This window comes from Gottfriedia sp. ABJ_BB2_2, assembly GCF_055484705.1.
Window position 1 is genome coordinate 49,320 of the sequence record NZ_JBVFKR010000006.1, and the last position, 26,889, is coordinate 76,208.

The window sequence follows — 26,889 nt, forward strand, 5'->3', positions numbered from 1 at the left end:
TAAATTTAATTAATACAATATTTTGTACAGTTACAGTATTTTAGATTGAAAATTCTGAATTTAATTTAAATAAAATATGGCTAAAACCTGTACAAAAAGACTGTATGTATATCATTTTAATTCAGACTTATTTTAAAAATTAGACAAAAAATTAGACAAAGTTTTTAAAAAATATGCCAATTTATAACTCGAAGCTTGTCTATTGTTTGCTTTTTTATATTGTGAAATAATGAAAAAACCTAATCGATTTGTCATAAGAAGATTTTTGTATATAATGCGAATAGACTACATGTAATAAACTTTTTTATTACAATTAAACTATTATTACGGTATTTTATTTTAAAGTAATATTCGAAATGTGATTGGTTTTGTCGAAACAAGTCGAAAGTTTCTTCTTTTCTCAAGTTTGAATTTGAAGCTAAGTAAATAAAGGGGAAAATAAATGAAAATGCGAAGGAGTGACTGGAGCGGATTGTAGGTGCTTTCTTATATATTTAGTACTTACTGCTACGATATTTTTTAATTTCTCTTTGCAGATTAACAAAATTTATAATGAATTCAAATGATACGAGAAAAGCATATCTTCTAAAATTGAAGATATGCTTTTTGTTTAGTTTTTTGGTGAAATTCTAGTGAAAATATCTCCATGAACTCTTTTCATTTCATTATGAAATTGTTCATGATCAATATTATATTTACTTAATAAATCTTTAAATGATTTATTTTCCTTTTTAGCTGCGATTATATTTTCCATAGGTTTGTTTGCAAGCTTAGAAATAACCGCTACAAATATAAGTTTTTTCATTTCGAGTTTTTGTTCATTTACAATTTTATTTACATTTGCTTCTGGTTGATTTAAATAATTGGAGATATACGTAACAACTTCTTTTTTATGTTTGTTTAACAGTTGATGATGCTTATTGTCATGGTGGTGGTAGTGTCCATGGTGTTGTGGTTCATTATGTTTAGGATTGAATTTAGACCAATCAACCTCTTGTGCGCCTACTGACATCGTACTAAAAGTTAAAGCACTTAACATTGCACTAGCTAGAATCAATTTTTTCATTCTAAAAACTCCTTTTCAAATTATTATTTTCTTATCGTGCCCAACTTTATAAGAAAAATTTACCAAAAATAAAAATTTCATAAAAAAACTGCCTAGCAAGGTAACTAGACAGTTTGAAAAAAAGTTATTCTCTTTTTTCTATTGCAACGATGAAAGGTGGATTGTTTGCTTGGTTTAAAAATCGATATGTTAATACATGTGCATGATCCTGTGGGATATTTTGTACATAGTCCATCAATGCATCTTTTTCAATTTCTCCACCCTCATGTCCATGGTAAATCACTACAACAATAATTCCTTCCGGTGCCATTATATTAAGAATCTGTTCAATCGCAGAAATTGTTGATGAGGGGACAGTAACAATTGTTTTATCACTCCCAGGTAAATAACCTAAGTTGAAAATTGCTGCCTTTACTTTCCCGTGTAAATGATTTGGTACCTCATTTTGTACTTGGGAATGACTTTTTTGAATGAGTGTAACTTGATTTGATAAATTGTCTTTTTGAATACGTTCAGTCGTATTTTGAATTGCTAACTCTTGAATATCAAATCCATAAACATGTCCTGTTTTTCCAACTAATTTGGCTAAATAAACTGTATCATGACCATTACCGATTGTTGCATCTATGGCGATATCTCCTTCATTTAGAGCTAGTTGAAGAAGTTTTCGAGCATAAGGTAAAATTCGTTCTAGAATCATGTTAATTGCACTCTATTTTTTGCAAATTTACCTTGCCAGCTATTACGTCGCTCAAATTCACGATCTATCGCATTTAATACTTCCCATTTTTTCAAGCTCCACATTGGTCCAATTAATAAATCAGGTGGACCATCTCCAGTTATTCGATGAACAATTACATCACTTGGAATGATTTCCAACTGGTCAACGACTAACTTGATATAATCATCAAAGTACATAAATTCAACTAGACCTTTTTCGTATTGCTTCATCATAGCTGTTCCTTTTAAAAGATGAAGTAAGTGAATTTTAATTCCTTGAATATCAAGTTTCGCTACTTCAAGAGCAGTTTCCATCATCATTTCAGGCGTTTCAAGAGGTAAGCCATTAATAATATGTGAACAAATACGGATATTATGCTTTCTTAATTTCTCGACACCTTCAACATATGTTTTGTAGTCATGAGCTCGATTGATAATATTTGCTGTTTTTTCATGAACTGTTTGTAATCCAAGCTCAACCCATAAATATGTTCGTTTATTTAAGTCTGCTAAATATTCTACAACGTCGTCTGGTAAACAATCAGGTCTTGTCGCAATAGATAAACCTACAACGCCTTCTTGTTCTAAGATTGGTTCGAATTTTTGTTTTAAAACTTCTACTGGAGCATGCGTATTCGTATAGGCTTGGAAATACCCTAAATACTTTCCATTTTGCCATTTTTCATGCATTCTATCTTTGATTTTATGGAATTGTGTAACAACATCCTCGGCACGGTTACCTGCGAAATCACCTGAACCGGAGGCACTACAAAAAGTACAACCGCCGAACGCTACAGTACCATCTCTATTTGGGCAATCAAAGCCAGCATCAATCGAAACTTTAAATACTTTTTCGCCGAATTGCTGTCTCAAATGATAATTCCACGAATGATATCTTTTATGATCTATTGTATATGGAAAAGGATTATTATTTGTCATTTCCTCATCCCTCCCTTAATTTAAGTCACTATTCTCGATTTTATCATGCTCTCATTAGAAAACCAAATGGAAAAACCTCTCTTTACTGTAAACAAATTTTTGTACTTTCTTTGATTGGTTGGGAGACACTATCCTTGAGGTAGCCTAAAAGCCCGGATACTTCAATATATTACTTTGTAAAGTCTGAAGGAGGAATTATCTTGCCAATAACAGATCGCGCATTCGGACAAGAACAAGTGAAGCAAGCAAAAGCAGCCTATGACTATGCAGCACAACAATTAGAAGAAGGTATGAAACAGGAACACTATAATGATATAGAGTACTCAGATGCACAATTGCAACTGGAACAAGCAATTCAACAGCTTGAGCAAGTAGAGCGACTCGCAAATCAAGAGAATCGAGATGAGTTCAATCGTTTACGCAGACAACTTGTCCAATTGCAGCATCAAATGATCATAACTCCGCATTAGAGGAGGGTGAAAACATATGCAAGAATACACACGTGAATTTATGTTTCTTGGGAGGAACTATAATATGGCAAAGGACCGATCAAAAAGTAATAATCCAGAACAAAAAACAAAAAATGCAACGATTACTGAGTTCTCTGGAGAACTTTCTGCAGTGGACAAAGTAAAACAAAGTAATGCTAAAAAAGGTCAACCGCAAAGATCTAAGCAATAAATATTATGAATTAAAACTGCCTTTTTAGGAAGGCAGTTTCTTTTTATTGAATTGCTTTATTATCAAATGTTTTTGCTAAAATATAGCTTGTGTCACCAACTTTGATAAACGAAATCTTTACAGGATCGCCAACTTTTGTAAGTGCAATTTCACGAGAAATTTCTGTTGATACAGAGAAAATCTTTCCGTCTTTCTCAAGCATTAAATCGTAAATACTTTCACCTTGTTTTAAGGTTAATCCGATTCGGCTGACTTTTCCTTCTATTTCTTGATACATATCAGAATCTTTTAAGTTTGCAGAGGATCCTTTCAAAGCTAATCCTTCAATATAATTATTCAGTGTTGATTGAAGGGTGTTTCCCGTACCTACAATATTGTAGTTTTTTACATTCACCATACTATACATTTTAATTAGGCCTTTTTTGTCTTTTAAAGCCATAAAATAAGTTGGTTCATTTTGAATATTAATTAATGTAGGATAGGTTGCATTGTATCTATATTGCTGGACTTTACCTTCTGCTGATGTCATTCCCGCCTTTTCAGTTGCTCCTGATATCTTGTAAATTGTCGTGTGACCTGTTCGTGTATCGATTAACGTAAATCCACTTAAGCTTTCATCTCTACCAACTGATGAAACGCCTGTATAGTAATACATTTTTCCATTATTCGTAATTGCTTTAATACCTTCTGTAGTTGCTATTTTATCTCTGTCACTCCAATTAAAATAACCATGAATTAGCGTTCCCCAATCATCAAAATGTTCGACAGCTGTATTAGCAGGGTACATGCGCTCAATCCAATCTGGTGCATTTTTTAAAGAATACTCTTTTGTATCGCCTGTTTGAGCATCGATTACCATGACACCAGTTACTTCTTCTGCCCCTCCAATTTTATGAAAATCAAATTTTGAAATCACCCAATAAGGTTTCCCTTTATCATCAATTTCAAATGTATAATCTTTTAAACCAGTATTTTTATTATGGCGGAATGCATACCTCATTAAATCGTCACCAAAATATGCACTATCTAAATAGCGTAAATGAATGGCCTTTCCATCCAGATTAGTTACTAATTTAACATCATCTGGATTGCTGGCATTTACCATTAAATATCCCTTTGTACCACTTTTATTTTTATAGTATTTAAAAAATCCTGTATGCTCTAATGGACCAACATAATACATGACACCGTTAACTTCTTGAAGTGTTAATCGGTCAATGTCTGATTGCGATCCAAGTGATGGAACTTCACCTAATTTTTTATCAGCCATGTTTAGTGCTAATGAATGATCAACAATTGGGATTTGATCTAAATCCGCAACCTTCATATCCTTCACAAATTCTTTCTTCTCGACTTTACCAATCATATTTCGATAAGTGCTAGCGTCACCAAGTCTTGAGTTCAAAACAATTATGACGATGAACAGGAGTATCGAAAGTAGTCCTATTCCGATTATGCTAACTTGCCCCTTAAAATTTTTCACATCAATCATTAACAATAGGGCTAAAATTGCAAATGGAATAATGCTCATTAAGCCAAATCCGATAAAACTAATCGTAGTATCATGAGGCAATAAATTAAAATACTGCATGATAAGATAATAGATTACCGTCAAAATAATAAATGCAATATATTTAGTCATTTTAAAAGCTGATGACATACTAAGACCTCTTTTCTTTCAGTGTGTATATAATTTTACCAGAATTTTGGAGTGTTGAATTAAGTATATAAAAAAAGAAGGTCCGTATTTGAAACGACAGGCAGTTAGTTGATTACAATGGAAGTTGCTCGACTGCTGTGGGAGATATGGGAAGGCTAAAGACCCCACAGGAGGCCCTCAGGATGTGGGTGATGCATGCGTTACGACAGGACGTCGTGGTTTTAGTCATGCCTACCTTTCTCAGCTTACGTCCAACGGAAAGGGACAACCAGGAATTGTTATCAATCAACGCTCCTTAATATAGTAACGATGGATATGAATACAATAATCAAATAGCTTATAAAAAAGCAAAAAGGAAAAATTTTCTCCAGTTTTTTTAGTTGAAAGGTTACATTTTCTCATCTACAATAAATAAGTTATATAGAGAAAAAGGGTCGGCTTAAAGGGGAGTAAAGAATGCCAAAAAAACTCTGGTTTTTATTAATAGGTATGATTTTAAACGTAACAGGAAATTCATTTTTGTGGCCATTCAATGCGATATATATACATGAACATTTAGGAAAGTCCTTGTCAGTCGCAGGGCTTATTTTAATGTTTAACTCATTGGCTGGCGTTTTTGGTAATATGCTCGGTGGTTGGCTTTTTGACAAATTTGGGGGATACAAGTCAATACTAACAGGGATTATTATTACTTTTCTTTCAATTTTAGGATTAGTCATTAATCATTCTTGGTCATTTTATAGTTTTTTCTTAATCACATTAGGGTTTGGTGTGGGAATTGTCTTTCCATCTATGTATGCAATGGTCGGAACAGCTTGGCCAGAAGGTGGCCGCAAAGCATTTAATGCATTGTATGTTGCTCAAAATTTAGGGGTCGCAATCGGTACTGCATTAGGTGGAATCGTAGCAGATTTCGATATCAATTATATTTTCACAGCTAATTTGATCTTATATATTATTTTCTTTTTCGTAGCGGCTGTTGGTTTTAGAAATATGGAAATAACAAGGGATGAAAAGGTAGTGGACATCGTAGGGAAAGAAAAACCTAAGTTTTCTCTAACGCCATCAATGAAGGCTTTATTAATTGTTTGTTGCTCTTATGTTTTATGTTGGTTAGTGTATGTTCAATGGCAGACGACAATTGCTTCTGAAATGTCTAATCTAAAAATTGGGTTAACTAATTACAGTCTACTATGGACAGTTAATGGCGCGTTGATTGTTTTAGCACAACCAATTGTATCAACAATCATTCGAAAATATGTAACGAGTATGAGAAAGCAAATGTTATTTGGTATTGGATTTTTTATTGCCTCTACAATTCTTGTTAGTACGGCAGAGCAATTTTCAATGTTTATGATTGGAATGATTATTTTAACAATTGGTGAAATGTTCGTATGGCCTGCAGTTCCAACAATTGCAAATATGTTAGCTCCAAAAGATAAGTTAGGAATGTATCAAGGGATCGTAAATAGTGCAGGTACAGTAGGACGAATGATTGGTCCTTTACTAGGGGGAGCAGTAGTAGATACATTTAGTATGAGAATATTATTTATTGTCTTGGTCTTCTTCTTAGTAATCAGTATGATTTTTTCTGTATTGTATGAAAAATTTGCAAAAAAGGTTATTAATGCACAAGAACAAACTGTTGCTTCATAAAATAGGCAATGTATAATTGACCTTTTTCCTTGGTTATAATAAAATGGTATAAATTAAATCTAAATGATCGGCAATGATTGGGAATAGTAATGAAAGTGAAGAGGTTTAGAGAGTTGACGGCTGGTGAAAGTCAATCCCTTCTTTTCATGAACTCGCCCATAAGCCACATTTGTGAACGGTTTTTACCAAGTAATGAATGTCGTGTTCCACGTTACGGAAACAAGTGAATGTATTTTTTACATTAATTTGGGTGGTACCGCGGGAAATCCTCTCGTCCCTATTTGGGACGGGAGGATTTTTTTATTTTCATAAAAAGTCCTGTGATAACTGCCAGCCGAGCCATTTAATCATTAAAAAGGAGGCAATAATATGAGTTTTAATCACCGTAATATTGAACAAAAATGGCAATCGTATTGGTTAGATAATAAAACATTTAAAACAACTGACGATACAAGCAAGCCAAAATTTTATGCACTTGATATGTTTCCATATCCATCAGGGGCGGGACTTCATGTAGGTCACCCGGAAGGTTATACAGCAACGGATATTTTATCAAGAATGAAAAGAATGCAAGGTTATAATGTACTTCATCCAATGGGATGGGATGCATTCGGATTACCTGCTGAACAATATGCTCTTGATACTGGAAATGATCCAGCCGAGTTTACTGAGAAAAACATCAATACATTTAGAAATCAAATTCAAGCATTAGGTTTCTCTTATGATTGGGATCGTGAAGTAAATACAACTGATCCTAAATACTATAAGTGGACACAGTGGATTTTCTCAAGAATGGTTGAAAAAGGGTTAGCTTATGTTGATGAAGTTCCAGTAAACTGGTGTCCAGCACTTGGAACAGTATTAGCAAATGAAGAAGTAATCGATGGGAAGAGTGAACGTGGAGGACATCCAGTTGAACGTCGACCTATGAAACAATGGATTTTAAAAATTACTGCTTATGCAGACAGATTATTAGAAGATCTAGAAGAATTAGACTGGCCGGAAAGTTTAAAAGAAATGCAACGAAACTGGATTGGTCGTTCTGAAGGTGCTGAAGTTTACTTCAAAGTTGAAGGATACGATGATAAAGTTACTGTATTTACTACTCGTCCAGACACTTTATTTGGTGCAAGTTATTTAGTATTAGCTCCTGAACATGATTTAGTAAATAAAATTACGACAGCTGATCAAAAAGAAGCAGTTGAGGCATATATCGATTCAATCAAATCAAAAAGTGATTTAGAGCGTACAGATTTAGCTAAAGACAAAACTGGCGTATTTACAGGTGCATATGCAGTTAATCCTGTTAATAATGAAAAACTTCCAATTTGGATCGCTGACTATGTACTTGCAAGCTATGGTACTGGTGCAATTATGGCAGTACCTGGACATGACGAACGTGACCACGAGTTTGCAGTGAAATTTAACTTACCAATCGTAGAAGTAGTTGAAGGTGGAGATGTTCAAAAAGAAGCATACACTGGCGATGGTAAGCATGTTAACTCTGATTTCTTAAATGGTTTAAATAAAGTGGAAGCAATCGAAAAAATGTTAGCGTGGTTAGACTCTTCAAAAACTGGAGAGAAAAAAGTTACGTATCGTTTAAGAGATTGGTTGTTCTCTCGTCAAAGATATTGGGGCGAACCAATTCCTGTTATTTTCTGGGAAGATGGTACAATGACAGTTGTTCCTGATGAAGAATTACCACTAATTCTACCTAAAACTGATGATATCCGCCCAAGTGGAACTGGTGAATCACCATTAGCAAATATTACAGATTGGGTAAATGTAGTTGATCCTGTTACAGGTAAAAAAGGTCGCCGTGAAACAAACACAATGCCACAATGGGGTGGAAGCTGCTGGTATTACTTACGTTACATCGATCCAACAAATAATGAAGCAATTGCAGATGCAGATTTATTAAAACACTGGTTACCAGTTGATGTATATATCGGTGGAGCAGAGCACGCAGTACTTCACTTACTTTATGCTCGTTTCTGGCACAAATTCCTTTATGATTTAGGAGTAGTTCCTACTAAAGAGCCTTTCCAAAAGTTATTTAACCAAGGAATGATCTTAGGTGAAAATAATGAAAAAATGTCTAAATCAAAAGGAAATGTCGTAAATCCAGATGATATCGTTGCAAGTCATGGTGCAGATACATTACGTTTATATGAAATGTTTATGGGACCATTAGATGCTTCGATCGCTTGGTCAGAAAATGGGTTAGACGGTTCACGTCGCTTCTTAGACCGTGTATGGCGTTTATTTGTTTCTGATAACGATCAAATTTCAGATAAAATTGTTGAAGGTATTACAGTAAGCAATCTTGAAAAAACTTATCACCAAACAGTGAAAAAAGTAACAGAAGACTTTGAAGGACTTCGTTTTAATACAGCTATTTCACAAATGATGGTATTCATTAATGAAGCTTACAAAGCTGAACAATTACCAAAAGATATGGTAGAAGGATTCATTAAATTACTAGCTCCAGTTGCACCGCATATTGGTGAAGAAATTTGGAATAAACTTGGTCACGCTGATTCAATCGCATATGCAACATGGCCAGCTTATGACGAAGCAAAGTTAGTTGAAGATGAGATTGAAATTGTCGTACAAATCAATGGTAAAGTAAGAGCAAAATTACTAGTTGCTAAAGATGCTTCTCGTGAACAAATGGAGCAAATTGCACTTTCAGATGAAGCTGTGAAAGAGCAAGTTGAAGGGAAAACAGTACGTAAAATTATTGCTGTTCCTGGAAAGTTAGTAAATATTGTAGCTAATTAATATTTAAAGGACTAATCTTAATTGATTAGTCCTTTTTATTAGGTCCACCATTGACTAGAGCTCACTCTCCATGGAAAGGAAGCAACCTGGAGTTGTCATCAACTTTTATTACTTTTTCAAATAGAAAAAATATTATATCGAAATAAACCATTGACAGAATAGTAGAGTAACATCTATAATTCAAAACATACTTAATAAGGACCGTAGCTACGTCTTAAAAGTTAATAGAATAATTGGGCAATGAAGGGAATATAAGTAGTGCTTATCTCACTGTTTTAGAGAGCTGATGGAAGGTGCAAATCAGTACATAGATAAGGGTGAATTTCAATCCTGGAGCATTTTTTTCGAAATAAAGGCTAATCTTTATAGAGGAAAAAACGGTCAAATATGATCGTTAACAAAGTCGAGAGGCAGACATAAGTATAGTCTGCAACTAGGGTGGTACCGCGAATTTTTCGTCCCTACTGATATAATCAGTAGGGACTTTTTTATTATTCGGGAATACAAAACAATTTAATATAGAACGTGCAATGAACGGAATAAAGTAATACTTATTTCACTGTTTTAGAGAGCTGATGGTTGGTGAGAATCAGTACATAGATAAGTGTGAATTTCAATCCTGGAGCATCTTTTTCGAAATAAAAGATATCTTTTATAAGGGAAAGACGGTCAATCGATCGTTAATCAAATGAAGAGGCAGATGCATAGTCTGCAATTAGGGTGGTACCACGGTGTAAATCGTCCCTGTCGTTAATGACAGGGGCGATTTTTTATTTTGAAAAAAGCACAATCGACTAATTGAATTTATGAAATGAATAATTGATAGATTAATAAGATATAAAGGAGATATATCATGGAATTACAGAAAAGTTTATTGCCACGTCATATACGATTAATGGCACTCGGAGGAGCAATCGGTACAGGAATTTTTAAAGGGACTACTGAAACAGTTTCAATAGCGGGGCCAGCGGTTATTTTTTCATACTTGTTTGCAGGGTTACTGCTTCTTGTTGTTATGAGTGCAATTGCGGAGATGGCTATTGCATACCCAGGTTTAAATATGAAAGGGTTTATTCGTAAAGCATTTGGTACGAAAGTGTCATTTGTTATCGGCTGGTTGTACTGTTTCATGTGGTTAGTAGTATGTGTCATTGAAGTAATTGCTGCTGGAAGCTTCCTTCAGTATTGGTTCCCATCAATGTCTTTATGGTCATTAAGCTTTATCAGTGCTATTTTCATTGTTGCGATAAATTTTATGAATGTTAAACGTTTCGGAGAATTTGAATTTTGGTTTGCAGGCATTAAAATTACGATGATTGTTTTATTTATTGTTTTAGGTGCAGGGATTTTATTTGGAATCATACCAAGTAATGACACGAATTATATGCAAAATTATATTCAATACGACGGGTTCTTCCCGCACGGTTGGTCAGGAGTATTTTCAGCTTTATTAATCGTCATTTTTTCATATGGTGGTTCGGAACTGATCGGATTAACATTAACTGAAACAAAAGATGCAGAGAAAGTATTACCTAAAGTCATTAAAGGTGTCATTTGGAGAATAGTGATTTTCTATACGCTTCCAATTCTAATTATTTGTGGTTTAATCCCTTGGAATGAAATTGGTAATCAAGCAAGTCCATTTGTTCAAGTACTATCAACAGTCGGTTTTAATGGTTCAGCTCATATTATGAACTTTGTTTTAATTACAGCTGTTTTATCTGCAGCAAACTCTGGTATTTATGGATGTACACGAATGTTGTTTTCTTTAGCTTCAGAAGGAGAAGCACCAAAATTATTTGCACACGTTTCTAAGAACGGTGTCCCATTATATGGCGTTATATTGAGTGCAGTTATTCTTGTTGGCGGTACATTTGTTGCTTATTTCTCACCTGATCGTGTATTTGGTTACTTAATGGCAATACCTGGATTTACGGTATCATTAGTTTGGATTAGTATTTGTTTAGCACAGCTGAAATTACGCAAAACATACGCTGCAATACCACATTTTAAAGTATGGGGATTTCCATATATCACTTCATTTACGGCACTTGCATTAATCATCAGCTGCGTTGCATTTGCATTTAGTGAACAAAATCGAGTAAGTATTATGGTTTGTTTAGGTATTTTAGTTTTCTTAATACTTGGAGCGATGATTGTAGATAAGAAGGATAATAATCAGCAACTTACAATAACGAAATAAGTAGAAAAAAATAGTTGCTACGGCAACTATTTTTTCTTTTTTAATATAAACTGAATAATTCTTGGATTTACATTATTAAACCACCTTACCTCTAATGTTCCTATAGCATTAGGGGTATTTATTTTTATGAAATGACTTGCAAAACCTTCTCTATATTATGCAATGTAAGTTTTTCTTTCAAAATTAATCTTTATTTTATAGATTTTTCAATTGTATTAATAAACTATTAAACTTTCATTAAATCAGTGGAAATGCGTTAAATACGGTTGATAATGTTTTAGGTCTACTTATTTAATTTTAGCTCTTTTTTAAAAGAGTTTTGCTTTTTTCATTTAATATGATGAAGACAAAAGTTGATTATAATGGGAGATACGAGACGTCTGTAGTAGATGTAGAGAGTATGCTGACTACCATGGACTCAGCCCACTCCACACGGAAGGGGATCTCCTGGAGTTGTGATCAACTAACGCATACTTATAGCAACAATGTCTATGAAAATAGCCTTAATTTTAGATCAGGGGAGTGAAAAATATGGCTAAAAATAAATACATAAATGAAAATAGTCGAACGGATAAAAGAAAATTACAAAAAAATGTTGAAGGAAATTGGAATCAAAGATATTTACCAATTTTTATAACAATTGCGGGGTTTATCATACTAGGGGCCACGGCCATTTTTTATGTATATCCAAAGATCATGACTGATGGGAATACATCGAAAAAAAGTGTTTCAACAGAGGAAATTAAAGTAGCTAAGAAAGAAGAAAAAAAAGAAGGAACATCCGAAAAAACGTCTAATCAAAAAGCTAAAAAGCCGGCTAATAGTCAAACAAAGGTTATTGAAAAAAAGCCAATTTCAAAAGATTATATTTTGCCGAATAGTAACACGATGAAATTAACAGATGACGCAATTGGGAAGCTGCCAACAAATGAGTTAAGTCTAGCAAGAAATGAAATATATGCGAGACACGGTTATATATTTAAATCCAGTGATTTAAATAAATATTTCTCAACAAAGTCATGGTATAATCCAGATCCAACATATAATGGTGATTTAAATGACATTGAAAAATATAATATTAACTTTATTAAATCTAAAGAGTAGTATGAATGTAGTACGGGCTTTGATCAAGTTATGTTAAGTACAAAACAAACGAAAACAAGACCACATAATAAGTGGTCTTGTTTTTTTTATCTAGTATGAACTAGCCTGTGTACTCGCAGGTATAATGAGATTATCTCCGTTAAATGTATAGGCATTTGAGGAAACAAAATTAGTTTGCTTTAATTTTTTACTTTTCAGATAAACCTCTACTCGTCCTAAATTTTGCAATGGTAAGATTCCAGTGGAAAATAGATTCTCGTAATTTAATGGATCTGGAATGATTTTAGTTTTAAAGCTTGATGATGAAAAAGCTGTAGGTATGACAATGTCCGTTTGTACTTTTCCTTCAATTCGTTGGTTTAATACTGTTAAATTCGTCTTCCATGTTGAATGATCAACAAGTTTAATATTCTTAACTTTGCTATAAGCATATTGGTCTAATAGCTTTATATCATTTGAATATTTATCCTTATCTGAGCGGAGAACAACATGAATTAAAGTAATATTATTTTTCTTATTAGCTTGAATTAATGTATTTTTGGCTGCTTTTGTATAGCCAGTTTTTGCAGCTAAAAAGTTTGGGTTACTGTAAATAGGGCTAGACTTTGTCAAAACGACTTTTTGACGAGATGTCTTTACGTAAGTCTTAGTTAGACTCATCGCTTTAACCATTAAAGGCTGTTTAATGGCTACTCTTGTAATCATTGCTAAATCATATGCCGTACTTTTGTGAGTTGAATTTGGTAAACCACTTGCATTTGCAAAATGAGAGTTAGTTGCACCAAGCTCCTTCGCTCTTTTGTTCATTAATTCAGCAAACTTTGAGACACTACCGCTAATTCGCTGACCAATTGCATAAGCTATATTATTATTACTATTGAGCATTAATATTTTTAGCGCTTCATCTCTAGTTATTTTTTCACCAGATTTAAAAATGATTTGGTCATTGCTTCTTTCCTCTTGTAAACTTCTGTTTGTCATTGTAATGGTATCGCTTGGTTTTAATTTTTCTAATAATAGTAATCCAGTTAAAACCTTCGTTGTACTCGCAGGGAAATCTCTATAGTTTCCTTTTTTGGAATAAACAACCTCTCCTGTTTCAGCAACAATGGTAATTGCCTTATTGCTATACACTGTAGGTGTCTTAATGGAGGCTTGAGTTTGGGGTGTTGGCAGAATTCCTGCCAGGATAAAAATTGTAGCAAAAAACAATAATAACTTCTTACTCATTTTTCTCTCCTTGAAATTAACAGATTTGTTCAAAATTTATTAAAGTATAACATATATTCGATACCGTTAAAAACAGACATATTTTGTTAAAAAATCATACTTTTTGCATAGATAATAAGAACTTGTTAAGATTGTGTCATATAATAAGGAGGAATGAAGAAATGAATTCTATTTCTGCAAATGAAGTAAAAGATCGCCTAGATGCAGGTGAGACTCTTTTTTTAGTAGATGTTCGTGAAGATTATGAAGTACAACATGGGAAAATTCCTGAAGCAATTCATATTCCAATGGGAGAAATACCAAGTAAATTAGATGTATTTAATAAGGAAATGGAATACATTTTCATTTGTAAAGCCGGTGTAAGAAGCGAAAACGTTTGTGAATACTTGACAGAGCTTGGATATAAAGCAATCAACATGGAAGGTGGTATGATGGCTTGGGAAGGTGAATTAGATTAACAAAGAATTCAACTTTACTTTTCATTTACCACATAGTAAGATTATTTTAATTAGTTAGATTTCAATGAAAAACACTATAAATCGATAATAGAGGTGCTTTTGTGAGTGCGGTAGGTTCTAAATAGGAAAAATTTAATGAAATAAGCATGATATTAAGGGGAATTTTGTATATATTCATCCCTTAGTTTTGTCATGGTTTATTTCTCAATACCTATGAAGATACCTACAATACTTTATAAAGCGTGTAATAATGATAGGATAAATCTATACTTTTTTGAGTTAGTTTATTTTATTTGAAATTACACATGCCTTGTAATGTAAAGAAAGCTGCGGTATCTCCGCAGCTTTTTTATGTTTATTTTAAAAAGGTGAAAACTAAATACAATACTCATTGGAATCTAATGGGTAGGTATCTTCATTTATGATCAAAAAAGACATGGTGAGGAGAATAAAAATTGAACAAGATGACTTATGAAAAGTTACAATATAATGATTTAAAGGAAATGATAAAATCCTATTGTGTTAGTGGATTAGGGAAACAATTGATTGATCAATTGGAACCAAGCTCAAATATGAAGGTAGTTAAAACCCGTTTAAATGAGACTACCGAAGCAAGAGCAATCTTAGATGCAGAAGGTCATGTACCATTTTTAGGGGTTTCAAATATAGAAAATCTCATTAAAAATCTTGAAAAGGGCTTGATTCTTGATTCGAGCGATTTAGTTAGCATATCTGATTTTTTAAGAGGATGTAGGAAGATTAAAAAGTTCATGCTTGAAAAAGTCTTTTTTGCACCAGTTCTAGCATCTTATGCGAACTCAATGACAGAATTTAAAAAAGTAGAAGAGGAAATTAATTTTTCAATCAAAGGAAGCATGGTTGATTCAGCTGCTAGTAAGGAATTAAGGCGAATAAGAAGTAATATTGAAACAGTTGAGGAGAAAATTAAAGAACGTTTAAATAAATTTTTAAATAGTAGTGCCAATAAGAAATATATACAAGATTTCTTCATTAGTAAGAAGGATGATCGTTTTACAATACCAATTAAAGCTTCATTTAAAAACCAAGTTGCAGGAACTGTTGTTGAAGCTTCCTCCAAAGGGTCAACCGTCTTTATGGAATTAAATACAGTTACTAAATTAAATGGAGAACTCTCTATTTTAAAAGCTGAGGAGGCAATGGAAGAATACCAAATTCTAGCTACTCTGTCTGGAATGGTATTAGAGAATATTTATCACATCAATATTAATATGGAATTGATTAGCCAGTATGATATGGTGTTTGCAAAAGCGAAGTTTAGCAAACATATTGGAGGCATTGAGCCAAAATTAAATGATTATGGCTATATAAAATTAGTGAACTGTAAACATCCACTTTTATCAGGAAATGTTGTACCACTTAACTTTGAAATTGGAACAGATTATAGAAGTCTAATTATCACAGGACCAAATGCTGGAGGGAAAACGATTGTTTTAAAAACAATTGGTTTAATTACATTAGCTACGATGTCAGGTTTTCACGTGATTGCAGGAAAGGAAACTGAAGTCTCGGTATTTGAAAATATCTTTGTTGATATTGGTGATAATCAAAGTATTGAGAATGCACTAAGCACATTTTCATCTCATATGAAAAATCTGTCTGAAATCATGAAAGCCTCTAATAATAGTACACTTTTACTATTTGATGAGATTGGAAGTGGAACTGAACCGAATGAAGGTGCTGCCCTTGCCATTTCTATTTTAGAAGAGTTCTATCAAATGGGATGTATTACGATCGCGACCACTCATTATGGTGAAATCAAACGTTTTTCAGAAATGCATAGTGATTTTATGAATGCAGCAATGAGATTTAATAATGAAACATTAGAGCCTCTATATAAGTTAATGATTGGAAAGTCTGGAGAAAGTAATGCTTTATGGATTTCAAAGAAAATGGAAATACGAGAAAAAGTTCTTCAAAGAGCAAAGGAATATATGGAAAATAAGGCGTACCATTTAGAGAGAGTGAATGAAAATAAACTTAGAAAACCTAAGGTAATCAAAGAGAAAGTAGAAGTGAAAAATGTCTTTCATAAAGGAGATCGTGTTAAATTACTAGACTACGAACAATTCGGAATAATATATAAAGAAATAGATAATTACCATAATGTTATAGTGTATTTTAATGGTGAATTAATAGAAGTGAATGAAAAGCGAATTTTTTTAGAGGTTAAAGCGTCTGAATTATATCCAGATGGATATGATTTGGACACATTATTTATTGATTATAAGACAAGAAAAATGGAGCATGATATCGAACGTGGTTCGAAAAAAGCGCTCCGAAAAATTCAAAAAGAAATAAGAAAGAATAAAGAGTGAGGATATAATGGAATTTGTCATCAGACAAGAGCGTGTGAATGATTATATTGAAACAGAAGAAGTTGTGAGGAAAGCATTTCTGAACGAACCGTTTAGTGATAAAACTGAACATAAACTTGTTAGTAGAATTAGAAGAACAGATGCATTTATTCCAGAGCTTTCAATAGTAGCTGAAAAAAATGAGGAAATAGTTGGGCATGTTTTGTTATCAAAAATTACGATTTTGAATGAAGATAACATAGTAAATTCCTTAGCATTAGCACCAGTTTCTGTTAAGCCAGAGTACCAGAAACAAGGAATAGGTCAAATGTTAATCTCTTTTGGGTTAAAAAGGGCAGAGGATCTCGGTTATCATTCAGTAATCGTTCTAGGGCATAAAGATTATTATCCGAAATTTGGTTTTAAGCCAGCACATTTATGGAATATAAAAGCCCCCTTTAAGGTTCAAAGCGATGTATTAATGGCTTTAGAATTAACTGAAAGTGCACTTAAAAACGTTCAAGGTGTCGTGGCATATTCGAAAGCATTTTTTGAAGAGGATCATTCGTAAACTTCAGCGTTTAAATCATATTTTTATTAGTGAATTAGTGTGAAAATAGACAGTTCCTTAAAAAAAGGGCTGTCTATTTTTTATTAAAAAGATTAACAATTGGAGAATCAGCATATATTGTAATAATACCTCATATATTCTTCATTGAGGTCTGCATAGTTAGAAAGGAGGGGGTTGATTTGCCAAAATCATTGAAAGTTGATATTACGGATAAAGTGATTGGGAAGTTTAAGGATGGATATATAGAGTTGTATTCCTCTAAATATTTAATTGGGAAATTCTTTTTTAAAGATATGGAACAGACTTTCCAATTGGCAGAAGGTTATGTCGAAGAGGATGGTAGATTTTATTTATTAATCAATTTGCATCACGAACCATCTAATGTACGCTGAAACACCTTAATTTAGGGACGGTGAATTTGTGTTAAAGACAAACAAATATGACGAAGAGCATGAGATACATTTCGCAAAATCGCTGATAAAGTTTGTAAAAACAAATGAGATAATAGAAGGTTATTACGTTAAGAATAAACTAGTCATATTAAATGGAAGAAGGTTTGATCAAATCTTATGCTTTTCAAAAAATGATAGGACCAAACGAAAAAATGGTATTCGTTCGGTCCTTTGTTTATAAATATATTAAAGTTTTGCATATTCAGCGGCAGATGCACCTGCTAGTCGACCAGTAACAAATGCTGCAGTGATGTTATATCCTCCAGTATAGCCGTGGATATCTAATAATTCCCCACAAAAATATAATCCATTCATTATTTTTGAAGACATTTCTTTTGGATGAACTTCCTTTGTTGATACCCCGCCACCAGTAACAAATGCTTTTTCTATTGATAATGTACCATTAACAACAAATGTAAAGCCTTTAAACGCTTGGACAAGCTCTCTAATTTTAAGCGTACTAATTTCATTGCATGGCGATGATTCATCTATACCATTTTTTGCTAATAAAAATAATAAGTATCGTTCAGGTGCTAAACCTTTTAAAACATTTTTAATCGCTTTCTTGGGTTCATCTTTTACAATTTTCATTGTTTCTTGGAACAAATTTTCTTCATTTTGCTCTGGGAATAAATCGATAGACATTGTTACATTTTTTGTATTGAATTTTTGTTGGACTTTATACACAAATTGGCTACAACGTAGAGCCGCCGGACCAGATATACCAAAATGAGTGAAAAGCATGTCCATTTTATGTGAGATTACTTTTTTACCTTTTGGATTTAAGACACTTAATTCAATATCTCTTAACGCCAAACCTTGTAAAGTTTTACGTTGAATGAAATCCTCCGAGGAAGTAATTGGAACTTCAGTTGGGAATAATTCAGTAATCGTGTGCCCAGCTTTCTTTGCCCAAGCATAACCATCTCCAGTAGAACCGGTGTGTGGAACTGATTTACCTCCTACTGCAAGAACTACACTTTTCGCGTTAATAACTGTGCGATCATTTAACAAAATCCCTACAACTTTACCATTTTCATATAATACATCTTTAACAGTTCTATTGATTTGAATATCGACATGATGTTTTTTTAGTTTTTGAAGTAATGCTTCAAGAACAGATTTTGAATCGTTTGAAACAGGGAACATTCTTCCATGGTCTTCTTCTTTTAAAGCAACACCCATGTTTTCAAAAAACTGAATGATATCTTCATTATTATAAATTGAAAACGCACTAAATAAAAAACGTCCGTTCCCAGGAATATGCTTAATAACTTCTTCAACAGGTAAGCGATTTGTTACGTTACAACGACCACCACCTGAAATCAGTAGCTTTTGCCCGAGTTTAGTTCCTTTTTCAAGCAAAAGTACTTTTGCCTTTTTTTCAGCGGCACTAATGGCAGCCATTAATCCAGACGTGCCGCCACCTATTACAATCACATCATAGTTCATTTTTTCACTACTTTCATTACAAATTGTTTCATAAAGCATAACATTATTTCAAATAAGCTCCAACTTCTTACCTATTTTTAATTTTTTCTTTTTATATGAATATGGTAAGATAGATTAGTTAGTTTGATCGAATTAGTAGGAGGCAGTTTATGTCAGATTCAAAATTGCTACGTGGTACTTTTATTTTAACTGCTGGAACTTTTTTTATAAAATTTTTAGGAATGATTTATACATTCCCATTTTTTGCATTAGTTGGTACACAAGGTTCTGCATTATATAATTATGGTTATGTTCCATATACATTATTCATTAGTATTGCAACTGCAGGTGTTCCTTTAGCAGTAGCAAAATTCGTTTCAAAATATAATGCAATTGAAGAATATGAAACAAGTAGACGGTTATTTCACGCTAGTCAACTACTATTAATATGTACAGGCTTTTTAGCATTCCTAGTTTTATATTGTATCGCTCCAATTATCGCACCATTGATGCTTCCTAAGGATACGCATGGAAATAGTGTTGAAGATGTAGTAGGAGTCATAAGGATTGTTAGTACAGCATTAATTTTTGTGCCTTCTCAAAGTTTATATAGAGGATTTTTCCAAGGGCACCAGTCTATGGGGCCAACAACTGTCTCACAATTATTTGAACAAGTAGTTAGAATTGTATTTACTTTAGTCGGAAGTTATTTAATCCTGAAGGTTTTTGGTGGAACAATTACTCAAGCAATTGGTTTATCTACTTTTGCAGCTACATTAGGTGCAATTGGAGGATTATTAATTTTATTTTGGTACTGGAAAAAAAGAAAGACTCATTTAGACGAATTACTTCCGAAATCAAAAGGGAATATCAATCCTACCAATATGGAAATGTTTAAAGAATTATTTTCATATTCGATTCCGTATGTATTTGTTGGGTTAGCAATTCCTTTATATCAGCTTATAGATCAGTTTACATATAATCGTACAATGGAATCGATCCATTTAAAAGAAATCGCCGAAACAACATACGTAATGTTCTCATTCACGAGTCACAAATTAGTCATGATACCTGTTTCTCTTGCGACAGCATTTGGATTAACATTAGTGCCCGCAATCACAGAAGCATTCGTAAATAAAAATCAAAAAAAATTACATAGTCAAATTACGCAAACATATCAGGTTGTGTTCTTTTTAACACTACCAGCAGTCGTTGGTATTTCAGTTTTAGCGGAACCGATGTATAGCGCATTCTATGAAAAGAGTCAGCTTGGTGGAATGATCCTAGGTTTCTACGCACCGGTTGCTTTACTATATTCACTATTTACAGTTAATGTTGCTATTTTGCAAGGAATAGACAAGCAAAGATATGCAATTAAGGGTCTAATATATGGAGTAGTCATAAAACTCATCCTAAATATACCTTTAATTGAATTACTTCAAACAAAAGGCGCAATTTTAGCAACGGCATTGGGCTATATGTTTTCTATCGGCTATAATTTCTATTATATTAAAAAACATGCAAATTTTTCTTTTAATAGGGTATTGAGACGAATCCTATTTATGATTTTACTGTCAGGTATAATGGCAGGTGCAGTATTTATAGTCGAACAATTTTTAGGTATATGGTTCACATATAATGATGGCAGACTTGTTTCAATGATTTTAGTTTTAATTGGAGCCGCTGTTGGTGCAGTTGTTTATTTAGGGGTTGCATATAAATTAAACTTATTTGAAATTATATTAGGAACTAGACTTACAAATCGATTGTTTAAAAGAGGAAAAAGAGGTTAATTCACTCATTGTGAACCGTTTGAAGAGAATGGTTCACTTTTTTTAACTTAGTTTTGTAAACAAAGAGTGTTTTGGTATCATATAAACAACTCTGTTTCCATAAACGTTCCTTTCCTGTTTAGGAGCGATCTATGTGAAACTTAACAGGCAGAAAGCGCCGTCGAGGTAGACTTTTATAAAATAAAAAAGACAAGGTGTATGATCATGAGAATCGATAAGATATTAGCAAACATGGGTTATGGTAGTAGAAAAGAAGTAAAAGGTTTATTAAAACAAGGTGTTGTGAAAATTGGTGATAATATTGTTAAAAGCCCAAAGGAACATGTCGATTTAGATAATCAAGTCGTTTCTGTTAATGGCGAGGTAGTAGAGTATAAAGAGTATGTTTATTTAATGATGAATAAACCACCAGGTGTTATTTCTTCGACTGAGGACTCAGAGCATGAAACAGTAATCGGATTATTAGAATATGAAGATATTATTTTTGATCCGTTTCCAGTAGGTCGTCTTGATAAAGATACTGAAGGATTATTATTAATTACAAATGATGGACAATTGGCGCACCAATTACTTTCACCTAAAAAGCACGTACCAAAAAAATACTACGCAACAATTGATGGAATCGTTACTGAAGAGGATATAAAAGCATTTGAACAAGGTGTAACGCTAGATGATGGTTATGAAACAAAACCTGGCTACTTAACGATTTTAAAATCAGATCAAGAATCTGAAATTGAGCTTGTCATTATGGAAGGCAAATTCCATCAAGTAAAAAGAATGTTTGAAGCTGTTGGCAAAACAGTAACATATTTAAAGAGATTAGAAATGGGACCTTTAAAGTTAGATGACACCTTGGAGTTAGGTGAATATAGAGAATTAACGGATGAAGAACTAGAATTACTAAGATCTGTAAATGAAGAGAAATAAAAAAACAAGTACCTTGATTAGACGTCAGACAAATCAAGGTACTTGTTTTTTTCATTACATTTTTTATGAAGTTGCTTTTACTTTTTTACCTGTTACGGCCCACTTTCCCCTACTTGGACTATAAACTAGATTATTAAACTCTAAAATGTTTAAATCTCGTTGGATTGTTCTAGGTGTTATACCAAACTCCTCCACTAGGTCTTTTGTAGAAACGGTACCATTTTCACTAATATACATGTAGATGGCTTTAATACGAGTTAGCATTCGAGAAGTTCCAGAATTCAAAAAACCACTCCTTTTACCGCTAGATTGATCTCATAACAGGTTAAAAAATATTTTACTAGATTAAGCTATATTTTCATTGTACTCTTTTTCAGAAGATTCATAACAAAATTTATGAAAATTATACAAAAATTTAATGAAAATTTGTGCAAACGTAATCACTAAATGAGTTTCAGGTAATATATTCTACAAAGAATGTCATAATCCTTCTTTTTTCGTTCCAATTATAAAGAAATTATGATTAAATTTTAGAAGATGATAGAATATCTACATATAAGGAGGTTTTTTTATGACACAAATTAATTGGATGGAAGAAGTCTTAAAACGAAAAGACGATTTTCTTAAGCAAACGATTGAGTTATTAAATATCGAAAGCGTTTACGATGAATCAACTATTACAAAAGAAGCACCTATGGGAAAAGGCATTAACGAGGCTCTTACATACATGTTGAACCTAGGTAAAAAAGATGGATTTACACCAAAAAATGTTGATGGATTTGCTGGTCATTTAGAAATGGGTAGCGGTGAAGAATTAGTAGGAATTCTTTGTCACTTAGATGTAGTACCTGCAGGAGACGGTTGGTCACACGATCCTTTTGATGCAATTATTAGAGATGGAAATATTTATGCACGTGGTGCAATCGATGATAAGGGACCAACAATGGCTGCTTATTATGCGATGAAAATTGTGAAGGAATTAGGATTACCTATTAATAAACGCGTTCGTATGATTTTAGGGACTGATGAAGAAAGTCAATGGCGCTGTGTGGATCATTATTTTGAAAAAGAAGAAATGCCAACTATGGGCTTTGCACCTGATGCAGATTTCCCAATCATTTATGCTGAAAAAGGTATTTTAGATATTCAATTTAACCAAGATCTATCTAAAGAAAATAATGAGAGTGAATATAAATTAATTTCATTTGCATCTGGTAGACGTGTAAATATGGTACCAGATCATGCGAAAGCGATCATTTCAGGACCAAAATTTGATGTAGATGCATTTAATCGTCATATTAGTGAATTAGGATGTAAACCTAGTATGAGCGAAGAAAATGGTTATCAAGTACTTACAGTAGAAGGCGTATCTGTGCACGGTATGGAACCTGATAAAGGGAAAAACGCTGGTATTGCTTTAGCAAGCTTTTTAAATCAGTTTGGTATGAACCAACATGCAGAGAGCTTTATCAAATTTATTGTTGAAAACTTTAAAGGTGACTCACGTGGTAAAAAACTTGGGGTTGCATATAGTGATGATATAACAGGTGACTTAACTATCAATCTTGGAATTATGCAATATGAAGATCAAAAAGGTGGAACTTTTGGATGTACTTTACGTTATCCTGTCACAACTGATATTAAATCAGTTATTTCAACCCTAACTACAAGTGGTACCAAATATGGATTTGAATTTAATGAATTAAAAAATTCAAATCCACATCATGTTCCAAAAGATCATCCTTTAATTCAAACTTTACAAAAAGTTTATGAAGAACAAACTGGTGAAGAAGCTACGTTATTAACAATTGGTGGAGGTACATATGCACGTTCTCTTAGTGCAGGAGTTGCGTTTGGACCACTATTTTTAGGAAAGCCAGAAGTAGCTCATCAAAAAGATGAATATGCTGAGATTGAGGATTTATTAAAAGCAACTGCAATTTACGCACAGGCAATTGCAGAATTAGTGAAATAATAAAATGAAGGGAAAGTGAAATACTTTCCCTTTTTCATCATGTTTAAATAGTTAAGTCTATATAGAGACTTTTTGTTTACACATTTAATTGAGAGGAAAATCATTTTGAATAATTTACGCGAAAAAAGTATTATTTACATATTTATGGCTTATTATTTTTGTTTGTTTTTTGCAATTGGATCTCTAGGACCTTTACTTTCTTCTTATTTTAAAACTGTATTGGATCTATCTACCTCACAGATAGGATTATTAATGTCACTAACGCCGATCGTGGCCATATTTTCACAGCCACTATGGGGAATGATCAGTGACTATACTCAAAATCCTAAAAAAATGCTACTCATTGCTCAAATATCCACGATTGCAATAGCACTTTTCTATTCAACAATCACATCATTTGGCATGTTATTATTTATCGTTATTGCTCTTTCATTAACGCAAAGTGCATTAATTCCATTATCGGATAGCATTGCACTCAATTATGTCCAAAAAATAGGTGGAAACTACGGGGCTATTCGTTTATTTGGCTCAATTGGATTTGCAATTGCTGTTTTATTTTCTGGACGTCTTGCAGAAATTTATAGTTTATCAATCATTTTTTACATATTTTCATTTTTAATTTTAGTTGGTTTATGTATTACATTTTTCTTACCTAAATCCGTTCCGACGAATCAGAGAGAATCGATCGTAAAAGGTTTACCAGTTTTACTTTCTAAAAAGAACTTCTTACTATTCTTAGTGTTTGTATTTGTTGTGTTTGGTCCAATCAGTGCAAATAATACTTACTTTGGTTTATATATTCAATCAATAGGTGGCACATTAACAGGAGTAGGAATTGCATTTTTAATTTCAGCGGGCAGTGAAGCACCATTTATGCCTTTCGCTAAAAAACTAATTTCTAAATATGGGATTTATAATATTTTAATTTTGACAGCGATCGTATCTGCATTGAGATGGTTTATTTACTTTACGAATCCTCCGTTAATAATTGTATTTTTAACTTGTTTATCACAAGGTTTAACAGTCGGACTTTTTATTCCAGCTGCATTGCAATACACAAGAGAGCAAGCACCAGAATCTTTAAAAGCAACTGCAGTTACGATTTATGCAGGATTAGGATTAGGTCTAGGTGAATGGTTCTGCACTTTTATCAGTGGATTTTTATCAGAAGCATTTTCACTAAAAGCGATTTATGTTTTATTTGGCGTATTAAGTTTAATAGGTGTTGGAATAATGCAATATATCAAAAAAGATTCAACTATTAGTGCGAAGAAGGAGATTGCATAGTGAGCGAACATTTATTTCTAGCGGTGCCTTTACCGATGCAAATAAAAGAGAAGTTGAGTAGTTTTTCAAAAAGCTGGTACGGTCAATTACCTTTTAAAAAATGGACATATCAAGATGACTTTCACATAACCTTATCATTTTTAGGTCCAGTTACATATACAAAAAGTAATGAACTTGTGAAACAATTACAGGAAGAACTAAAGAACTTTAAAAGCTTTTCACTTACATTACAAAATCTTGGTACGTTTGGAGATACTAAACAACCACGTGTATGGTGGTGTGGTGTAGATAAAAGTAATGAACTATTAGAATGTCAAAAAAGAGTAAGTAAAGCATGTGAATCTGTCGGTTTACCTATCGAAAAAAGACCGTATAGCCCACATATTACCCTTGCAAAGAAATTCAACGATCATTTTAAGAAGGAGTTTGAGGTTCCTTTAATATGGCAGGATAATAATATTAAATTTGATGTCAACGAAATCGTTTTATATAAAATTCATCCATCGAAACAACCAAGTTATGAACCGATTGAAATGATAAAGTTATTAAAAGATTAATGACCAAAGGGGAAACAAAGTATGGCTCAGTTAATAAAATTACTAGATTATCCATCTCGATACGAAGCAGATATCTACCACTATCCAAGCCAATACGTTCTATTAAAAAGAGAGCATTGGGAGAAAATTAAAGGGGCATGGCAATCGAATAATTGGGAATTTATAGACGAAGAAAAAAATTCTCAGATTCAAATTGAAGATTTAGATCCGATAAAAGTAAATGATTTTATAGAGGAAGAAAAATCATTTCTATCAAAAATTTTGAGTAAAGTAAGAAGACGAAAACATAATGAGCCAGTTACGCTTGAACAAGAGGAAACACAAGTTAAAGTAGATGACATGAGCTCTATATTAGATATTTTTAAAGTTGCTAATGAGTATTTTTCAGAGGATGAGCTTAAGCAAAAATTTTTAGACGAGCTTTTTGATTTTCAATTAAAATGGGCATCCTCTATTGATTTAGATCAAAATGAAGCGGGGCGTAAAATACGTTATGATGAAACACTAAAATATTTTTTACAATCGTTTCCAGATAACCTGCTAGTGATGTATCGTCCTGTTTTATATATTGGTAAGGCACCAATTGAATTAGAAATACTCATTGTTGGACCTATTGATACGTATTGCATTTCAGTTGTAAAAGGTGATGAACACCATGTTACGATTGCTGATAAAGGAAACTTTTGGTTGCAAAAAGTTTTAAAGCATGAAAAGAAAATTGTGAATCCAATGTTTGGCTTAAATCGAATGGGAAAATTAATAAAACAAATTTATCTAAAAAACAATATTGAGAGTACAGTGCATAAAATATTGTTAACGACAAATGGTTTTATTGATTATCAACAGCCTCCTAAAGATATTCAAATTATAGACAGAAGAAATTATCAGCAATGGCATGAAGGGATTCTAAAAAAATCCTCGCCAATTAAATTAAGACAATTAAAAGCTGCTAAGTCCGTTTTAGCACTTTGTGAATATACTAATCATATCGACTTAATGAGTGATGAGTCAGAGAAAGAGTAAAGTAAAGCGTTTCAAATAATATTGGATGGTGAA

General features: G+C 32.8%; 23 protein-coding genes and 3 other annotated features. Of the genes, 16 read left to right on the top strand and 7 right to left on the bottom strand.

Annotation, left to right across the window (positions count from 1 at the left end; translation table 11 throughout):
• Nucleotides 1-610: 610 nt before the first annotated feature.
• The 3 genes from ACX6U0_RS14335 to mnmL all read right to left on the bottom strand — a co-directional run bounded on the left by ACX6U0_RS14335 (nt 611) and on the right by mnmL (nt 2,725).
• A complete protein-coding gene (locus tag ACX6U0_RS14335; protein ID WP_464960567.1) occupies nt 611-1,066 on the bottom strand; it encodes a hypothetical protein in 456 nt (151 codons plus the stop codon).
• A 124-nt stretch (nt 1,067-1,190) separates the two neighbouring features.
• On the bottom strand, nt 1,191-1,766 hold the full coding sequence (mnmM, locus tag ACX6U0_RS14340) for a tRNA 5-(aminomethyl)-2-thiouridylate-methyltransferase MnmM (RefSeq protein ID WP_464960568.1): 576 nt from the start codon (nt 1,764-1,766) through the stop codon (nt 1,191-1,193).
• On the bottom strand, nt 1,763-2,725 hold the full coding sequence (gene mnmL / locus ACX6U0_RS14345) for a tRNA modification radical SAM protein MnmL/YtqA (RefSeq protein WP_464960569.1): 963 nt from the start codon (nt 2,723-2,725) through the stop codon (nt 1,763-1,765). Before mnmL ends, mnmM begins: the two co-directional genes overlap by 4 nt.
• A gap of 206 nt (nt 2,726-2,931) precedes the next feature.
• Here mnmL and ACX6U0_RS14350 point away from each other — a divergent pair, with 206 nt between their 5' ends.
• Together ACX6U0_RS14350 and ACX6U0_RS14355 are read left to right on the top strand one after the other, a co-directional pair.
• Nucleotides 2,932-3,195: a DUF2524 family protein gene (locus ACX6U0_RS14350; RefSeq protein ID WP_464960696.1), complete on the top strand. Its 264-nt coding sequence runs from the start codon at nt 2,932-2,934 to the stop codon at nt 3,193-3,195.
• A 64-nt stretch (nt 3,196-3,259) separates the two neighbouring features.
• The gene (locus ACX6U0_RS14355; protein WP_464960697.1) at nt 3,260-3,406 is read left to right on the top strand and encodes a glycogen biosynthesis protein GlgD; all 147 of its coding nucleotides are present in this window, start codon (nt 3,260-3,262) and stop codon (nt 3,404-3,406) included.
• A gap of 43 nt (nt 3,407-3,449) precedes the next feature.
• Here the strand turns inward: ACX6U0_RS14355 and ACX6U0_RS14360 are convergent, their stop codons facing one another.
• Nucleotides 3,450-5,066 (bottom strand): cell shape-determining protein, encoded by a 1,617-nt coding sequence (locus ACX6U0_RS14360; protein ID WP_464960570.1) that lies wholly within the window; start codon nt 5,064-5,066, stop codon nt 3,450-3,452.
• Nucleotides 5,067-5,522: 456 nt separating this feature from the next.
• Here ACX6U0_RS14360 and ACX6U0_RS14365 point away from each other — a divergent pair, with 456 nt between their 5' ends.
• From ACX6U0_RS14365 to ACX6U0_RS14380, 4 genes are all read left to right on the top strand, one after another.
• The gene (locus ACX6U0_RS14365) at nt 5,523-6,722 is read left to right on the top strand and encodes an MDR family MFS transporter (RefSeq protein WP_464960571.1); all 1,200 of its coding nucleotides are present in this window, start codon (nt 5,523-5,525) and stop codon (nt 6,720-6,722) included.
• Nucleotides 6,723-6,786: 64 nt separating this feature from the next.
• Nucleotides 6,787-7,004 (top strand) — a binding site (T-box leader).
• Nucleotides 7,005-7,091: 87 nt separating this feature from the next.
• Nucleotides 7,092-9,509, top strand: a complete 2,418-nt coding sequence (gene leuS, locus ACX6U0_RS14370) for a leucine--tRNA ligase (RefSeq protein ID WP_464960572.1) — start codon at nt 7,092-7,094, stop codon at nt 9,507-9,509.
• Nucleotides 9,510-9,740: 231 nt separating this feature from the next.
• Nucleotides 9,741-9,975: a binding site (T-box leader), on the top strand.
• Between the two features lie 55 nt (nt 9,976-10,030).
• Nucleotides 10,031-10,258: a binding site (T-box leader), on the top strand.
• Between the two features lie 104 nt (nt 10,259-10,362).
• A complete protein-coding gene (locus ACX6U0_RS14375) occupies nt 10,363-11,712 on the top strand; it encodes an amino acid permease (RefSeq protein WP_464960573.1) in 1,350 nt (449 codons plus the stop codon).
• Between the two features lie 531 nt (nt 11,713-12,243).
• Complete coding sequence (locus ACX6U0_RS14380; RefSeq protein WP_464960574.1) at nt 12,244-12,816, top strand: YARHG domain-containing protein; 573 nt, start codon at nt 12,244-12,246, stop codon at nt 12,814-12,816.
• 90 nt (nt 12,817-12,906) lie between these two features.
• Here ACX6U0_RS14380 and ACX6U0_RS14385 read toward each other — a convergent pair whose 3' ends face one another.
• Nucleotides 12,907-14,046, bottom strand: coding sequence for a D-alanyl-D-alanine carboxypeptidase family protein (locus ACX6U0_RS14385; RefSeq protein ID WP_464960575.1), 1,140 nt, complete (start codon nt 14,044-14,046; stop codon nt 12,907-12,909).
• Nucleotides 14,047-14,207: 161 nt separating this feature from the next.
• On the opposite strand from ACX6U0_RS14385, the gene ACX6U0_RS14390 reads away from it, so the two are divergent.
• The 4 genes from ACX6U0_RS14390 (at nt 14,208) to ACX6U0_RS14405 (ending at nt 17,803) form a co-directional block, all read left to right on the top strand.
• The gene (locus ACX6U0_RS14390; RefSeq protein ID WP_192603082.1) at nt 14,208-14,504 is read left to right on the top strand and encodes a rhodanese-like domain-containing protein; all 297 of its coding nucleotides are present in this window, start codon (nt 14,208-14,210) and stop codon (nt 14,502-14,504) included.
• A gap of 455 nt (nt 14,505-14,959) precedes the next feature.
• Nucleotides 14,960-16,861, top strand: coding sequence for an endonuclease MutS2 (locus tag ACX6U0_RS14395; protein ID WP_464960576.1), 1,902 nt, complete (start codon nt 14,960-14,962; stop codon nt 16,859-16,861).
• Between the two features lie 7 nt (nt 16,862-16,868).
• Nucleotides 16,869-17,411 (top strand): GNAT family N-acetyltransferase, encoded by a 543-nt coding sequence (locus ACX6U0_RS14400; protein WP_464960577.1) that lies wholly within the window; start codon nt 16,869-16,871, stop codon nt 17,409-17,411.
• A gap of 179 nt (nt 17,412-17,590) precedes the next feature.
• A complete protein-coding gene (locus ACX6U0_RS14405) occupies nt 17,591-17,803 on the top strand; it encodes a DUF2553 family protein (RefSeq protein WP_464960578.1) in 213 nt (70 codons plus the stop codon).
• 246 nt (nt 17,804-18,049) lie between these two features.
• Here ACX6U0_RS14405 and ACX6U0_RS14410 read toward each other — a convergent pair whose 3' ends face one another.
• Entirely contained in the window at nt 18,050-19,315 is a 1,266-nt protein-coding gene (locus ACX6U0_RS14410; protein ID WP_464960698.1) for a BaiN/RdsA family NAD(P)/FAD-dependent oxidoreductase, read from the bottom strand.
• Between the two features lie 149 nt (nt 19,316-19,464).
• Between ACX6U0_RS14410 and ACX6U0_RS14415 the strand changes: the two genes are divergently transcribed.
• Nucleotides 19,465-21,087, top strand: coding sequence for a putative polysaccharide biosynthesis protein (locus ACX6U0_RS14415; protein ID WP_464960579.1), 1,623 nt, complete (start codon nt 19,465-19,467; stop codon nt 21,085-21,087).
• A gap of 204 nt (nt 21,088-21,291) precedes the next feature.
• Nucleotides 21,292-22,014 carry a pseudouridine synthase gene (locus ACX6U0_RS14420; protein WP_464960580.1) on the top strand — a complete coding sequence of 241 codons (723 nt, stop codon included), beginning with the start codon at nt 21,292-21,294 and terminating at the stop codon, nt 22,012-22,014.
• Nucleotides 22,015-22,077: 63 nt separating this feature from the next.
• On the opposite strand, the gene ACX6U0_RS14425 is transcribed toward ACX6U0_RS14420, so the two are convergent.
• A complete protein-coding gene (locus ACX6U0_RS14425; protein ID WP_371870385.1) occupies nt 22,078-22,278 on the bottom strand; it encodes a DeoR family transcriptional regulator in 201 nt (66 codons plus the stop codon).
• A 307-nt stretch (nt 22,279-22,585) separates the two neighbouring features.
• Between ACX6U0_RS14425 and pepV the strand changes: the two genes are divergently transcribed.
• From pepV to ACX6U0_RS14445, 4 genes are all read left to right on the top strand, one after another.
• Nucleotides 22,586-23,989, top strand: coding sequence for a dipeptidase PepV (pepV, locus tag ACX6U0_RS14430; protein ID WP_464960581.1), 1,404 nt, complete (start codon nt 22,586-22,588; stop codon nt 23,987-23,989).
• 105 nt (nt 23,990-24,094) lie between these two features.
• A complete protein-coding gene (locus ACX6U0_RS14435; protein WP_464960582.1) occupies nt 24,095-25,276 on the top strand; it encodes an MFS transporter in 1,182 nt (393 codons plus the stop codon).
• Nucleotides 25,276-25,833 carry an RNA 2',3'-cyclic phosphodiesterase gene (gene thpR / locus ACX6U0_RS14440; RefSeq protein WP_464960583.1) on the top strand — a complete coding sequence of 186 codons (558 nt, stop codon included), beginning with the start codon at nt 25,276-25,278 and terminating at the stop codon, nt 25,831-25,833. Before ACX6U0_RS14435 ends, thpR begins: the two co-directional genes overlap by 1 nt.
• A gap of 21 nt (nt 25,834-25,854) precedes the next feature.
• Nucleotides 25,855-26,856, top strand: coding sequence for an NERD domain-containing protein (locus ACX6U0_RS14445; RefSeq protein WP_464960584.1), 1,002 nt, complete (start codon nt 25,855-25,857; stop codon nt 26,854-26,856).
• Nucleotides 26,857-26,889: the final 33 nt, after the last annotated feature.

Coding starts and splice junctions, on each gene's coding strand:
- ACX6U0_RS14335 (WP_464960567.1), bottom strand. CDS start 1,066: ATGAAAAAATTGATTCTAGCTAGTGCAATGTTAAGTGCTTTAACTTTT.
- mnmM (WP_464960568.1), bottom strand. CDS start 1,766: ATGATTCTAGAACGAATTTTACCTTATGCTCGAAAACTTCTTCAACTA.
- mnmL (WP_464960569.1), bottom strand. CDS start 2,725: ATGACAAATAATAATCCTTTTCCATATACAATAGATCATAAAAGATAT.
- ACX6U0_RS14355 (WP_464960697.1), top strand. CDS start 3,260: ATGGCAAAGGACCGATCAAAAAGTAATAATCCAGAACAAAAAACAAAA.
- ACX6U0_RS14360 (WP_464960570.1), bottom strand. CDS start 5,066: ATGTCATCAGCTTTTAAAATGACTAAATATATTGCATTTATTATTTTG.
- ACX6U0_RS14365 (WP_464960571.1), top strand. CDS start 5,523: ATGCCAAAAAAACTCTGGTTTTTATTAATAGGTATGATTTTAAACGTA.
- leuS (WP_464960572.1), top strand. CDS start 7,092: ATGAGTTTTAATCACCGTAATATTGAACAAAAATGGCAATCGTATTGG.
- ACX6U0_RS14375 (WP_464960573.1), top strand. CDS start 10,363: ATGGAATTACAGAAAAGTTTATTGCCACGTCATATACGATTAATGGCA.
- ACX6U0_RS14380 (WP_464960574.1), top strand. CDS start 12,244: ATGGCTAAAAATAAATACATAAATGAAAATAGTCGAACGGATAAAAGA.
- ACX6U0_RS14385 (WP_464960575.1), bottom strand. CDS start 14,046: ATGAGTAAGAAGTTATTATTGTTTTTTGCTACAATTTTTATCCTGGCA.
- ACX6U0_RS14390 (WP_192603082.1), top strand. CDS start 14,208: ATGAATTCTATTTCTGCAAATGAAGTAAAAGATCGCCTAGATGCAGGT.
- ACX6U0_RS14400 (WP_464960577.1), top strand. CDS start 16,869: ATGGAATTTGTCATCAGACAAGAGCGTGTGAATGATTATATTGAAACA.
- ACX6U0_RS14410 (WP_464960698.1), bottom strand. CDS start 19,315: ATGAACTATGATGTGATTGTAATAGGTGGCGGCACGTCTGGATTAATG.
- ACX6U0_RS14415 (WP_464960579.1), top strand. CDS start 19,465: ATGTCAGATTCAAAATTGCTACGTGGTACTTTTATTTTAACTGCTGGA.
- ACX6U0_RS14420 (WP_464960580.1), top strand. CDS start 21,292: ATGAGAATCGATAAGATATTAGCAAACATGGGTTATGGTAGTAGAAAA.
- ACX6U0_RS14425 (WP_371870385.1), bottom strand. CDS start 22,278: ATGCTAACTCGTATTAAAGCCATCTACATGTATATTAGTGAAAATGGT.
- pepV (WP_464960581.1), top strand. CDS start 22,586: ATGACACAAATTAATTGGATGGAAGAAGTCTTAAAACGAAAAGACGAT.
- ACX6U0_RS14445 (WP_464960584.1), top strand. CDS start 25,855: ATGGCTCAGTTAATAAAATTACTAGATTATCCATCTCGATACGAAGCA.